At 42.3% G+C, this 15640-nt stretch carries 7 protein-coding genes; 2 read left to right on the plus strand and 5 right to left on the minus strand.

Translation table 11 applies throughout. From position 1 onward, the window contains the following. From P3L47_RS05605 to P3L47_RS05620, 4 genes are all read right to left on the minus strand, one after another. Window positions 1-2280: a DUF4838 domain-containing protein gene (locus P3L47_RS05605; protein ID WP_277782967.1), complete on the minus strand. Its 2280-nt coding sequence runs from the start codon at window positions 2278-2280 to the stop codon at window positions 1-3. 35 nt (window positions 2281-2315) lie between these two features. Beyond that, window positions 2316-3005 (minus strand): LamG domain-containing protein, encoded by a 690-nt coding sequence (locus P3L47_RS05610; protein WP_122362098.1) that lies wholly within the window; start codon window positions 3003-3005, stop codon window positions 2316-2318. Window positions 3006-3085: 80 nt separating this feature from the next. Further along, window positions 3086-4771: a RagB/SusD family nutrient uptake outer membrane protein gene (locus P3L47_RS05615; protein ID WP_277782968.1), complete on the minus strand. Its 1686-nt coding sequence runs from the start codon at window positions 4769-4771 to the stop codon at window positions 3086-3088. A 12-nt stretch (window positions 4772-4783) separates the two neighbouring features. Beyond that, window positions 4784-7798 (minus strand): SusC/RagA family TonB-linked outer membrane protein, encoded by a 3015-nt coding sequence (locus P3L47_RS05620; protein ID WP_277782969.1) that lies wholly within the window; start codon window positions 7796-7798, stop codon window positions 4784-4786. A 278-nt stretch (window positions 7799-8076) separates the two neighbouring features. Between P3L47_RS05620 and P3L47_RS05625 the strand changes: the two genes are divergently transcribed. Next, complete coding sequence (locus tag P3L47_RS05625; RefSeq protein WP_277782970.1) at window positions 8077-12045, plus strand: hybrid sensor histidine kinase/response regulator transcription factor; 3969 nt, start codon at window positions 8077-8079, stop codon at window positions 12043-12045. A gap of 219 nt (window positions 12046-12264) precedes the next feature. Here P3L47_RS05625 and P3L47_RS05630 read toward each other — a convergent pair whose 3' ends face one another. Beyond that, the gene (locus tag P3L47_RS05630) at window positions 12265-12960 is read right to left on the minus strand and encodes a TapB family protein (protein WP_129730922.1); all 696 of its coding nucleotides are present in this window, start codon (window positions 12958-12960) and stop codon (window positions 12265-12267) included. A gap of 201 nt (window positions 12961-13161) precedes the next feature. Between P3L47_RS05630 and nadB the strand changes: the two genes are divergently transcribed. Further along, window positions 13162-14754: an L-aspartate oxidase gene (nadB, locus tag P3L47_RS05635; RefSeq protein WP_277782971.1), complete on the plus strand. Its 1593-nt coding sequence runs from the start codon at window positions 13162-13164 to the stop codon at window positions 14752-14754. The last annotated feature ends 886 nt before the right edge of the window (window positions 14755-15640 follow it).

Raw genomic sequence — 15640 nt, forward strand, 5'->3', positions numbered from 1 at the left:
TTAACGAATGGCTATTTCATCCAGCATGGTCCATACATCGCTTTTGGCATCCCGATGCCACATAGGACAGACCGGCACTACTTTAACCTTAACTTTTATATAACGGGCCTCACAAGGTGCGAACCTTACTCCGAACACTTTTGTTTTATAATTCTTCTTCCGGTCCATCTCATTCTCCGTCCGTCCGACCGGCTTATACGTCCGGTTGTCGGAAGAAACAGATACCTCCATGCCTTCCGGAAGAAACAGGCGGTCAAGAATAGATTGAATGAAACGGGCGTCTACTTCCGAAACGGTTTCGTTCTTTTCCAGATCGACCGTTATTTCAAAATCATCATGTTTAAAACCCAGCCAGTTCTCATCGTAATTCCTCCCCCCCAGCATGCCGTCCGTCAGTGAAAGGGCTCCCTTCGCACGGTATTGGGTAAGCGGCAGGTTTACTGTTACCGGTTTACCCAGCGCCTTGTTTCCTTTCGCCAAAAATTTCAGATATTGTTGGGGAATATCCGTCATTTCCTCTTTATATTCATCGACAGGCGTCATCCATTCACACAGACGGCGCGTGTGGTTCTCTTTACAGCAAACGATAAAATGATCCAATTTATGAAGGAACTCTCCGTTTACAGACAAGTTTCCATCTTCTCCCTCTACAAGGAATCCATGTTTGCCGACAGGCATCAGGTTTGCTTGTTCCAACTCGGTAAAAATAACAGGCAGACGGGCAAACTGCACACGGGCAGTCAATTCTTTATCCCCTGAAACTGCAGCTTCCGCCCTGTCAAAACACTTGTTATAAGCATCCAGATTTTCCGGAGACAAATAACCGTTGATGGGTGTCAGGGCATTTCCGAAAATACTCAATTCTTCTCCGCTTTTCTCCAGATTATCGTGCAACAGGGTCATATACTCTTTGATATATTGACCGGCTTTGCCGTAATACCCGGTGAGGAAGTCGTCTATCACGGCATCCAGATCACAGTCCGGGTTCCACAACAGTTTAGCAGCGACATACGCCCGCAGGTAACACATCTCTCCCGCCGGTTCCGGATTTCCCTGCGAGAAAACGGAGGTCACATGGTTGCCCGCGAAATATTGCATATTAGGCTGCAACGTTCTGAAATTAGGAAAAGGAGTGTATAAGTTACTGAATTGAACGATATAATCCCATAGCAGGATATTCCGGGAAATCTTCGCCCAGTCGTCCATGTCTTTCCTGAAACCGGCACTCAATGTGTCCTGCGGTATAGGCTTGCTGCGGTTACATTCGATATTACAAAACATAATATTCACATTAGCTGCCGGTTTTGCCAGTTTAGGCGCCTTGCGGGTAAACTGATATGCCAAAGTCGAGATTATCTTATCCGGATAACGTCCCGCCACTTTATTGATGAACCGAATCAGTAAACCGGAAGGACTTTCCTCCTCTTCATAGGCCTTTTGGCAAGCATCGCATTTACAGTAATTGTAATTGTCATTCTGGCTCACTGACCAATACAAGGCTTCCGGTTTTTCAGACATGCAGAAATCCAGTTCTTTACAAAGAACATCGAGTAACTCCGGATTGCTCAGGCAAAGCTGTGAAGGGACCCGCTCTCCCTTTTCATTCATCGCAAAATATTCAGGATGACGGTTAAAATACTTTTCCGGTGGAACCAACGTACCGAATGTATGTACCCAAAGCCCCCATTTGCCCCTATCGACCCAACTGGTAGGGGTTTGTGTCAAACGCAGCCAATCGAAAAAAGCGTTGTCGTTGGCACAGACATACAACATATTCCTGGAGGTAATGGCCGGAACCTGCCAATCGTCTATATCTACTGGTAGCGTAACAGTAGTACGTTGCGGAACGACTTCCACTGTCGGCGTATATTTTCTGCATCCCAGATATTTCTCCAACAATTCATAAACACCGTAAAGGGTACCGTAGCTGTTCCCACCCATTATATAGAGTTTACGCCCATTCGTTTTAATATAAAAACCATCCTGCTCCAATTTATCCGACGAAATAGCTAACGGAATGATCCTGTTGGTATTTCCGATCGAAATCTCACACTCTGCAGGAGCCGCATTGTCTTCCACGACCGGCAGCATGACACCTGCCATTTTATCCAGGTATTCGTTCAGTTCCTTTGCCGCCCTCTGCTCTGTCATTGTCGGAGACTGGGGAATCACAATCACATAATCACTCTTTCCGGCACTTATCAACTCCAGATCATGACTACAGGCACCCAGCCCCATAGTATAAAGAATGACAATCAAGATAGTTACTATATTTCTCACGGGATTATATTTATATTAGACGGATGGATACGCAATCATTCATGATAGCGGTATTTCACATAATCAAAAAGACCGTAGTTGTCCTGTGTCGGCTGATGGTCTCCTATGAATTTCAAATTCTCTACACTACAAAAAATATAAAAAGCATACTCTTTACCGAAGGTTTGTTGTACCGTACTGACAATCTTTTTATCTATCAGCCAGTCCACCTTATAGTTGCCGTCTACCAAGGTAAGATCGATTTCAAAAATATGCCACCCTGTTTTTATCTTCACGGGAACAGATTTGAACGGATGGTCCTGCGTGGTCATGTAAGCGATCATTTCATCCGGACCAGCCCCCAATTCATCCCGGACTTCCTGTTTTCCGTATCCTACTTCAAAATCTATTTCATGGTGATCATCACAATAGATCCAGGAGCCGACACTAGCCTGGTCTCCTTTACCCATTTGCGGAATATACGTTTTCCAGGTATAACGTCCGGTTGTATATATTTTATCTGCCGTACGTACCTTTTTCCTATCCCACGAACCGGCTCTCGTGAAGATACGCAGTTTCCCCTTCTCCAATAGGCACTGCTCGTCCGGGTTATCGTCCTGGTGTGCATAAACCCATCCCTCCAAATCTTTAAAGTTCCAGACTTTTTTCTTAGGAGATTGTGCATATACATTCATTGTACATACAATGAACATCAAACAAATAAGTAGGCATATATCCTTCTTCATATTCGGTCTGTTTTATCGTTATGGTATTAAACTGACAGATAGGCTACCCGTAAAACAGGCGCCTATCCGTATATCAATTATCATTTAGAAAAACTTCTGCAATTAGCTAGGTCCGGATTCAGGTCCAGTTCCCTTTTAGGAACCGGGAAATAGCGCCTGATATCGTTATCTGTCAAATCCTGCGGGTATACTTTCCATTCAGAGGTATAATCAGCGTTCGGATCTTTCGAATTCTTCTGCCGCCATTCGGATTTCAACTTTATGGCTGCTATATATTTATTCAGGCGGTCTTTCCATAATCCCATACGGATCAGGTCGGGACGGTGTACGCCTTCATTGTTCAGTTCCAACAGACGTTCATCACAAATCGCATCGCGTAATGCCTCTTTCGAAGAATAAGAAGCCAGCGACAAATTATGGGCGTCATCCTGGAATGCACGGCTTCTGATCTGGTTAATCAGGTCGACAGCTTCTTGTGTCGGACCGTTCAGTTCGTTCAGGATCTCCGCTTTACACAGAATAATATCGGCAAGACGAAGCATCGGCATATTATTCTTGGTATTATAATTATAGGTACCCGGGCGAAGATATTTATACTTTTTAGTATAGGAAGCACCCAGCTCGTTAATTGTCTGCGTTTCTGAGTCTGCATATACTGTACCTACCTTTTCTATCGATTCTGGGATCTGATAATATCTGGGCTTCGGAGTTGCATCGTTATCATATACATTCCTGAACTGAGTCACCAGCAATTCAGAATAACGTTCATCTGCCTTATCGAACTTCCAGGTCAGTTCCAAAGGAACGCTGAACAGGTTCCATCCCATATCGTAATCCCACGGAGTAAAGTTCATACCGATGTCGGAACTACCGGAAGGTATATCCTGACTGGAACGTACGGTAAAAATCAGTTCATTATTATACAAAGTAGCATCTGTTTCCGGGTTGAACACATCCCATACTTTGGCCTGAAGTGAATAAACACTTCCGTTCAAAGCCAGTACTTCATTCGCATATTCAAGTGCTTTTCTCCATTCGGAAGCATCGTCACCGCCGGATAAACGGGCACGACCGGCAGCCCGCATATGCAGACGGCATAAGAAACCTGCCGCAGCTCCGTAAGTGGCTCTTCCGGCATCCAGCTTATCACTGTAACTCTGGGGTAATGCAGCCTTTGCAGCATTCAGGTCTTTATCGATCTGTGTTTCTATCTCTTCTATCGAAGCCGGAGGCAGAATAGCATCTACGGCCACGTCACTGCTAATAATCAGCGGAACAGTATAATACAAATCTGTCAGTTGATAATAGGCAAAGCCGCGCATGAAATAAGCTTCTGCCAATAATCTGTTCTTCAATTGTGCAGCGGCGGCCTCATCATCCCCAAATTCAGCATCAGGAATCTCAGGGATCTTATCGAGTGCGATATTAGCACGGCTGACAATCTTATAATAACCGTTCCAGGAAGATGCAACATCCTGATTCGTACTCATTTTCAGTTCATTCAACAATTCACAGTCCATTTCTTTCATAAAACAGGCATCTGTCGTCATGTCATTCAGATAGAAAATCGCCCTGTTGGATACTCCGTGGAGAGGTTCATACATCGAGTTAACAGCAGCCGTTGCATCGTCTTTCGTTTTAAAAGCATTCTCCGACGTCAGTTCCGAATAAACGACCTCTTCCAACGTGCTTTCACAGGAAGTCATGATGCCTGCCGAAAGAAATGCTGCAGTATATACCAATCCTTTTTTCAATATGTTATTCATAACCGTATTCATTTAAAAAATTATTTTTGCACCAAAGTTAAACGTCCTGTAAGCAGGATAAGAACTAAAATCGAGCCCCTGTGAAACAGCTTTACCGCCATTCGTACTTACTTCCGGGTTAAAGCCTGTATAACCGGTTATTGTGAACAGGTTTTGTGCTCCGACAAATACACGCAGATTCTTCACGTATTTATACATATCGCCCCATTTCTTCAAAGGCAGAGAATAACCGACCTCGACATTCTGCAAACGCAGGTAACTAGCGTTTTCTACAAAACGAGAATTAATATAAGAACCGTATTTGACTCCGGAATCCTTTTTATAGCCATTACGTGGTATTTCATTGGAAGGATTATGTTGAGTCCATCTGTCTTTTGAGTCAATCAAACGATTATCGTCTTCCAAAACAACTCGTGACAAATTCAACAAGTCGTTCCCGATAGAAGCATCGAAGAAGAAAGAGAAATCAAAATCATAGATCTTGAAGTTATTACCCAAACCTAAAATGACATCGGGATTACCATCGCCTATCACTTCACGGTCGTTGATAGTGATCTTTCCATCTCCATCCAGGTCTTTAAATTTCGGGTCTCCGGGAACAGCTCCGGGTTGTGCTGCATATGTCTCGCCCGTCTGGATAATACCGTCAAATACATAACCATAAAGTGAACTTAACGGATAACCTTCCTTCAACATTGCATATTCTTCCCAGTTATACCATCCTTGCGGTCTCACCGTCTCAAAACGGGCTTCTCCCTGGTTCAATTCTAATACTTTATTCTTATTTCGTGAAATATTGAACGTTGTATTCCAGCTAAAGTTATTATTTACGATATTGTTAGACTTGATAAACAATTCAAATCCTCTGTTCTGTATCTTACCATTATTACCAGTCATAGTCTGGAAACCACCTGTAGAACTGGATACGGAAATCGGATTCAACAGGTCTTTTGTACGCTTATCGTAATAGTCGAAATTTACCTCAATACGTTTATCCAATAAAGAGAAGTCAATACCCAAGTCAAGTTGAGATGTCGATTCCCATTTCAGATCTTTATTTTCCGGGTTGGAAGGATACATACCTTTCACGATCGATCCGCCTCCCAGATATACGTCTGTCATGGCAAATTTACGCTGTGAAAGGTAATTGCCGATCCCGTCATTACCGGTAACACCATAGCTAGCCCTCAGTTTCAAGTCGTAGAACAACGGTTTAATGAAACTCATAAAAGGCTCATCACCCAACTGCCATGCAACAGATCCTGAAGGGAAATATCCCCATTTATTGCCCGGACCGAAATTGGAAGCACCGTCTGCACGGACAGAAGCATTCAGAATATATTTCTGGTTCAGTACATATTCCGCTCTCGCGAAGAAAGAGGTTGTCGTATTATCTTCTCTGGCAGAGTTAATCCATTGCACTGTCTGGGCAGCTCCCATATTATTAAAAGAGAACTCATCAGTAGAGAAGCCGAATCCCTGCATTCCGTTCTGTTCATAAATATGCTTTGTATAAGTTGTACCTGCAACTACTTTTACGTCATGTTTCTCAGTGAATTGCTGGTGCCAAGTCAATAATGCGTCCAGTTGCTGCTTGTCATTCTTATAATTCCAGATAGTAGCCAAACCGTCATTGGCTTTACCAACATTGGTACTTTTCGGATAATACTTCTGATATTTTTCATTGTCATTGCTATATGTATATTGAACACGTGCCGTCAATGATTTCAGAATATCAGCCTCACCATAAAGAGTTATGTACATATTGTTGGTGATATCTTCAAAGTCCACATCGTTCAACTCACTGAAAATACCCGGTTTTTTCCCTTTTTTCCCAAATACGTCGTCACCGGTAACAGTTGTCAGGGGAGACATCATAAAGATGTTATAAATAACGTTATCGGTCGTTGTATTGGTTCCCATATTCAGGAAATTCTTATTGGAGCGGGCCATATAAAGATTCGAACCGAAACGGACTCTGTCATTCAATTTATAATCCATATTCATACGGCCGCTGAAACGATTGAAATTCGTATTTTGCAATACTCCCAGGTCATCCAGATAATTACCCGAAATAGACATGGTCATCTTGTCGCTACCTCCGGTAATAGAGAACTGATGGGTCTGTGTCATAGCCGTTCTTGTAGTTGCGTCGATCCAGTCAGTTCCTGCTCCCTTATATTGCAGTTCTTCCTGTGTATAAGGAGGGTTGCCGGTACTGCCGTTGTCTTCCCACACTTTCATGTTATATCCCATCACATCCTGCGCATCCATCAGCTTCCAGGGATTCTGCAAGTTCTTTACAGAGGCATTATACGAGTAAGTCACATTGAATGCTCCCTTCGTTCCTTTCTTGGTCGTAATAAGTACAACACCGTTGGCACCGCGTGCACCATAGATGGCTGTAGCAGCAGCATCTTTCAGGATCTCGATAGACTGGATATCTTCGGGGTTGATCTGGTTTCCGATCTCTGTCTGGAAACCGTCGATAACATACAGCGGTTCGTTATTCGAACTAATGGACGAGGCTCCCCTGACACGGATAGAAATACCTCCGCCCGGCTCGGTCGAGTTTTGTTTTACCTGGACACCGGCCGCACGTCCTTTTAATAATTGGGCTGTACTGGTCACAACACCCGCTTTTATCTCATCTGTCTTTAATGAAGTAATAGCACCTGCCAAGTCACGTTTACGGGTGACACCATATCCTACGACTACCACTTCATCGATATTCATGGCATCTTTCACCAATTTAACGGTCAGATCCGACATACCGCTTTTTACCGGTATGTCCTGCGTCACCATTCCCAAATAAGAAATGGAGAGAGTTTCACCCACAGAAGCCATAATAGAAAACTTACCGTCCAAATCGGTCGTTTGTCCGGTCGTTGTACCTTTTACCATTACTGCCGCCCCGATCAATGGCTCCATTGTTTCAGCCTCGAAGACGACTCCGTTTATCTTTTGCTGTGCAAAACCGGCACACCAAACTAAACATAGTAAATACAGAATAACAATTTTCCTCATAAGAATTTCAATTTAAGATTTATACCAAGGAACATTTCCTACACAGATCTAAGATTGTAAAATTTAATTATTTTATGTATATAATCTACACACCGGCAAAAGTATCGGGTCTTGTACAAAAAGACATCAAATCCTGTCTAAATCTAATCCTCTATTGTCTATTTCCACAGACGAAGCCTAATAATAAGGGTTTACACAAAATATTTCCGGATATTTATATAGGAGAAACTTATTTGAAAATTAATATTAAAATATATCTTTGCATTAAATAGGAGACGATGAGTAAACATTTTATTACACTTATATTTTGTTTATTCTCTATATGCGGATATATCAATAGGGGTTGGTGCAACAACACGAATTACTATTTTAAACAGATCGCTATAGAGAACGGGCTATCACAGTCCAGTATCAACAGTATCCTATGCGATCGGAAAGGCATGTTGTGGATCGGAACCAAAGCCGGGCTGAATTGTTTCGACCAATATGAACTAAAAAATTATTTTAACGACAAAGAGAATCCACGCTCTTTACCGGGTAATTTTATCAATTTCATCGCAGAAGACCAGGATGGTCATATATGGGTATCGACGAATAACGGCGTCGCACTTTATAATCCAGAGAACAATTCTTTCGATCTGCTTATAAAAGAAAAAGCGTTTTGTTATCTGAATGTCCCGGACCAGCTTCTCATAGGGACAACAAACGCGATCTACAAATATGACCAGAATAGCAAACAGATCGGAAAGGTCGATTTCCAGCCGGACCATCAATCCTATTACGAGATCATCAAATTACTTTCCCTGAGCGATCATACGGTTCTTGTTGCGACCAAGAACTACGGCCTGTTTACTTATGACCTGCAGACCGACAAGATTGAGAAACTCCCTTATGCCGACTATACAGCCATGCTGGACGTTTATATGGGATCAGACGGATACATTTATTTGTCTACTTACAATCAGGGGTTGTTCTGCTTCAGCCTCAACGGAAAACAGATCGCCCATTATACCACTCAGAACTCCCGGTTAAGTAATAACATTATCCTTTGTATTCTGGAAAAAGAAGGGAATATCTGGTTGGGTACCGACGGCGGAGGTATCAATATCCTTAATCCGGAGACCCAGGAGATCAGTTGTATCAAACACATACCGGGAGATGCCGGTTCATTACCGGTCAATTCGATCACAGTCCTTTACAAAGACAGCGAAAACAACCTGTGGGCAGGCAGTGTCAGAGGTGGTATCTTCGGAATAAAAGAGACATATATAAAAACATATAAAGATGTAGCGCTTAACAATACAAACGGATTGAGTGAAAAAGCTATTATCAGTCTGCATGAAGATGAGGACAGCATTTTATGGATCGGCACCGACGGCGGAGGCATAAACCAGTACAATCCTTTCACCGGACAGTTTAAACATTATCCTTCCACCTATGGAGACAAAGTGGCCTCGATAACCTCTTTATCTTCCTCTGAATTGTTGGTTTCCTTGTACAGCAAAGAAGTCTTCCGATTCGACAAGAAAACCGGAGAATACAAGCCTTTTACGATCATCGACAGAGAGACCAATTTGGAAGAATGTTATTCCGGATATATGGCACTCACCCATCAGATCTCGCCAAATAAGATCTATATATTATCACAAAATGCACGTATATACAACCCGGAAACAAAACAGTTCTCTCAGTTAAAGATGGATGAGAAAAGGATAAACCAGGGAGCTCTTAACCTGGTTTACGCGGACGACTCTCTGGCTTATCTGATCAAAGAACATTATGTACTGGAAGCCCTGCAGGAAAATGACAGCATACGGATCATATTCAGCGTAGACCCTTCCGAAACAATCCATTCACTTTCGTATGACCAAAAAGGGACTTTCTGGATAGGGAGCGACCAAGGACTCAGTTATTACAATAAAAAAGAAAAGGTTTTGCATAGAGTGGAAACCAAACTGTTCAACAATATAACGCAGCTGTTCCTCGACAATCAGGGGAGACTTTGGATATGTGCTCAAAATATGCTTTTCTCTTATGTGATAAATGAGAACAGATTCGTTGTCTGGAGTGAATCGGACGGTTTCTCTCCCAACGAAATATTGTTCATGTACCAGAAACCTTCAAAAACAAATAACATCTATCTGGCCGGGACGAACGGACTAGTGAAAATAGACAAGAATATTTCCTACAGTGATAAGTTCCAGCCTCAGATAGAACTGACAGATATCATCTTTAACGGCCGTTCATATATGAACCAGTTCGATGAAAAAGAAAAGAAGATATATATTCCCTGGGACTATACTTCCTTATCCATCACCATCAATCTGAACGAGAAAGACGTATTCCGTAAAGCACTGTTCCGGTACAGCATAGCCGGGCTTAATAACCAGTATATAGAATCGTACAACCATAAACTGGAATTACCAGCACTGAACCCAGGCAGTTACTCCGTTCTGGTATCATGCAATACGAAAAGCGGTATCTGGAGCCAGCCGGTAAAAGTGGCAACACTACATATAACTCCTCCCTGGTATAAAAGCAACTGGTTTATTTTCAGTATGATCCTTTTGTTTTTCTCTTTGCTGTCCGCCACTGTCCATTTGATCATCAGGAAAAAAGAAAACAAACTGAAATGGGAAATGAAGGAGCATGAGCAAACAGTCAATGAGGAAAAAATACGTTTCCTGGTTAATATCAGCCATGAACTAAGGACTCCGTTAACCTTGATCTATGCTCCTTTGAAGCGGCTTATCGACAAGAGTAATGACAAATTAAAACCGGAGTTGATCAGGGAACAGTTAAACAACATATACAAACAGACCCGCCAAATGAAGAATATCATCAATATGGTACTCGACTTGAACCGGATCAAAACAGGAGAAGAACCCCTGCAAAAGCTGCCTCATCTTCTGAATGAATGGGTACGTTCGGTCTGCGAAGATTTCAGGAACGAATGTGAAGAAAAGAAGATCGACCTGCAATATCAACTGGACAATGCGATCGAATATATTTGGTTCGACGAATGGAAATGCCAGATCATCCTTTCCAACCTGCTTATGAATGCCTTAAAATTCAGTGATACCCAAACAGAGATAATAATATCTACCCGATTGATAAACAACGTTGTCAGAATATCCGTCAAAGATCAGGGCATCGGTTTGCAGAATGTCGATTCCAATAAACTATTCAGCCGCTTCTACCAGGGAGAACATAATAAAAGCGGTAGTGGTATCGGCCTTTCCTACGCGAAGATACTAATAGAAATGCACGGAGGAAATATCAGTGCTTACAATAATACTGACAAAGGGGCTACATTCTATTATGAGCTGCCGGTTTTAACAGATACATCTTTATCTGAGGATATAATGAATAAAAATAACAGTGAGAATATATCTATACCGGTAGATATATCGTCCGTCGATATATCTTGTTCAAATTATTCCATACTGATCGTCGAAGATAAGCAAGAGCTTCGTTCTTTCCTCAAAGATTCTTTCAAAAACCTGTTCAAGCATATTTATACAGCCGAAGATGGTGTAGTAGCATTGGAGATCACAAAATTCAAACAGCCGGATATCATCGTAAGTGACGTAATGATGCCACGTATGGATGGTTATCAACTCTGTAAAAACATCAAAAGTAATGTCGAAATCAGCCATATCCCTATTATCCTGCTTACAGCCAAATGTGATCAGGACAGTACCTCTACCGGTTATAAACTAGGAGCTGATTTTTATCTGTCAAAGCCATTTGAACTGGACTTCCTGCTTACCCTCATTGTTAATTTACTCAAAGGCAGAGAAGCTATCAAACAGAAATACAAAGAAAAAACAACTACCATCCTACCCCAAGATTCGACCATCAGCAATGCAGATGAAACTTTCATGGTCAAATTAAATAACTTAATCAATAACAATCTTTCAAATCCCGATCTGGATGTAAAATTCTTGATAGCGAATATGGCTATGAGTCGCGCTTCATTATATAACAAAGTAAAAGTTCTTACGGATATGGGAGTAAATGATTACATCAACCAGCTACGAATAGAAAAGGCATCGTCTTTGCTAATTCACTCCGATCTGAGTATTTCCGAGATATCGTTTGAAGTAGGTTTTACCTATCAACGGTATTTCAGTACTATTTTCAAACAGATAAAAGGGGTAACTCCCAGCCAGTTTAAAGAAGAAAATAGAAAAAATAACATAGTCCAACAAGAACTAAGGTTAAAAGGGAGCTTCTGGATATAAGAACCGGATAAACAATAATTTTGAAACTAAAATAAGAATAAAAACAACTATGCTGCCCTTTTTTTGGGCATTTGCATACTCCAGAAGCTCCCTTTTAACCTTAGTTCTTGTTGATCTATGGTAAAAACAACAAATACCCACATAGAAAATGCGCTGTCACCTTTTTCAGCGACAGCGCATCCACTTAAACCGGTCAAACAATTCCAAAAGGAATATATCTTATTTCACTTCTTCAAGGACAGAATATGACTGCAATACATTGTTATTATTGTATTGTTCGGTACGAACTACCCCGATATTAGGAGCATACCATTCATAGCCGTAACCTTCGATCGTTTCTTTAGGAGAACGTGATTTGATTTTAAATTTTACTTTCGTACAGTCGAATGTACCTGCCGGAGTAGTGATCTCTTCTGTCTTCACATATTCACGATCGTAAATAGAAACGTTCTTTCTGTCTTTCCGATTCTTCTTTGAATAAATGTTGATCACTGCATCATCGAAATATACATCATCCGAAGAAGCTCCTTTCGATACACTCGGATAATTGATCACGGCATCGGTAGCTGCCACTGCGGTATTCGTTGTAGAGACAAAAGACGGATTTGTAAGGACCTCCTTCATATCCATAAAAAATTCACCATCCTGGCAAAAAGCCTCCAACTCACCTTTGTCGACAACCGTACCGCTATTGTTTGTGAATACGTAATCGGCTTCGACTTCCAGCCCGCCTTGTTTGTTTTCTACCTCATCCACAACATAAGTCATCACTCCTGACAGGTTGCCTTTGCCATCATAACTCTTTTTTACTAGTTTAGTACCTTTTGTCGTAGGAAAAAAGAATGTACAATCTTGTGCCATCGCCCCGCCTGCCAACATGGAGGCTAAAGCTAACAGTAAAACTTTAGATTTCATTTTTATAACGTTTAAGTATTAATAATAAGCCGGATATCCAATGCGTAGTTAAAACAGGAGAAGCCTTCGAATGTTTATGGCTTTTCTTTTAAAAATAATAAAAGAATAAGTATTTCGGGAGTTTTTAACCGAAAGGCTGCCGGGAATGGTACAACCATAAAAGTTAATTCCTAACTTTGGCGCTCTAAACAGTAATGTCTTATGGTACAAAGATTCGATTTCTTAGTGATAGGTTCCGGTATTGCAGGAATGAGTTTCGCTCTTAAAGTAGCCAATAAAGGGAAAGTAGCCCTTGTATGCAAAACTAATCTGGAAGAAGCCAATACCTATTTCGCACAGGGCGGTATCGCCTCGGTTACCAACCTGATTGTTGACAATTTCGACAAGCATATTGAAGATACAATGATTGCCGGCGACTGGCTCAGCGACCGCGGCGCAGTTGAAAAGGTCGTGCGTAACGCTCCTCAGCAAATCAAAGAACTGATCAGTTGGGGGGTTGATTTTGATAAAGATGAAAAAGGGAACTTCGACCTGCACCGCGAAGGCGGTCACTCCGAATTTCGTATCCTACACCATAAAGACAACACAGGTGCAGAAATACAGGACAGCTTGATTCAAGCTATCCAAAAACATCCCAATATCACTGTATTTGAAAATCATTTCGCCATTGAAATACTGACACAACACCACCTGGGTGTTACCGTCACCCGCCAGACACCGGATATAGAATGTTATGGTGCCTATATCATGGATCCGGGCGGAAGGATCGATACTTTCCTGTCGAAAGTAACCCTTATCGCAACAGGAGGTGTCGGCGCCGTTTATCAGACAACTACCAACCCGTTGGTGGCTACCGGCGACGGTATTGCTATGGTTTACCGTGCCAAAGGGACCGTAAAAGATATGGAATTTGTGCAATTCCACCCGACCGCCCTGTTCCATCCGGGCGACCGTCCTTCTTTCCTGATCACAGAGGCCATGCGCGGTTATGGCGGCGTGCTCCGTACAAAAGACGGTAAAGAATTCATGCAGAAATATGACAAACGTCTCTCACTGGCTCCGCGTGATATCGTGGCACGTGCCATTAAGAACGAAATGGATACCCGAGGCGATGATCATGTTTATCTGGATGTCACTCACAAAGATCCGGAAGAAACAAAGAAACATTTCCCGAACATTTACGAGAAATGTCTGAGCCTGGGAATCGATATTACTAAAGATTATATCCCGGTAGCACCTGCCGCCCATTATCTTTGCGGAGGTATCCAGGTTGACCTGGATGCACGTTCGTCTATCGACCGCCTATATGCCGTCGGCGAGTGTTCATGTACCGGCCTGCACGGTGGAAACCGTCTGGCATCCAACTCGCTGATCGAAGCGGTTGTTTATGCCGATGCTGCCGCCAAGCATAGCCTGAGCATTATCGACTCGTTAAAATATCAGGAGAATATCCCGGAATGGAATGACGAAGGTACCACTTCGCTGGAAGAAATGGTATTGATTACCCAGAGTGTCAAAGAAGTAGGGCAGATTATGAGTACGTATGTCGGCATCGTCCGTTCCGACCTGCGCCTGAAACGTGCCTGGGACCGCCTGGATATCATTTACGAAGAAACAGAAAGCCTCTTCAAACGGTCGGTAGCCTCCAAAGATATTTGTGAGTTGCGTAATATGATCAATGTGGGGTATCTGATCATGCGACAGGCTATCGAACGAAAGGAAAGCCGGGGATTGCATTATACGCTGGATTATCCGCCTACACCCGTCACCCGTCACACCCCTGCAACAGACTAACAGACAGGAAGATACAGTGAAGGCTATGGTGTCACCCCGATAGATTGTTAGTCAGGGTGAAAATAAGTGTTAATCAGGGAGAAAGTAAATGTTAAGTCTTAACCTTTTATTTCTCTCCCGTACACTTTGGCGGATTATCCTGTACACCCTACAGCGCTACCCTGTACACCCTGGTCGATTACCCTGTACAGGGTAGCTTTTACGAGTCCTGACTTTTGTATTAGTTTTCCCCGTCTTAACACCTACTAACCAGACTATTAGCTCATAATCTTTCCCGATTTGCGAAGTCTCAATCCAACAACAATGTGAAAACAGTTCATTCATGTGTGAAACGTCTGCCGTCACCACATTTCGCTATCTATCAATCAATTACACGTAGATGAAGGGTGAAGGCTACAGTAGTAAAACTCATTGTAGAACGCAAAAATCAACCGATCCTTGCTTGTTAATAAATAAAAAAGATTACATTTGCGGTGCGCCGATGCATAGCGATGCACCCGGCGCATCTTATTGATTACGAGAAGCGTTTTAAAGATATTATCCTATTATTGAAATCTCGACAATTTCAGCAGAGTTGGATAATAGACAACAGAACGCTCACGTACCTTTCCTTGTTATATCTATCCGTATGTCTTCATGCGGATTTAGCAAGATAAAAGGGCGTGGGTATGTTGTTTATATCAACTCTGTGGGCAGTCGAGAGCCTCAATAATAGATATATTCAACAATTCCTACGCCTCTTTCATTTTTACAACGATCCATTCCGGGAATTGGTGGATACTCAAATCCGTATTGCCTATGTATTAATGCAAACTATTTGAAACCACAACTGCAGTCACTTATAGGGTAGAGGCTGCAAATCGTGTAAGCTGTCCGGGCAACTTAA

Origin of the sequence: Parabacteroides chongii, from assembly GCF_029581355.1 — a bacterium.
GTDB lineage: Bacteria > Bacteroidota > Bacteroidia > Bacteroidales > Tannerellaceae > Parabacteroides > Parabacteroides chongii.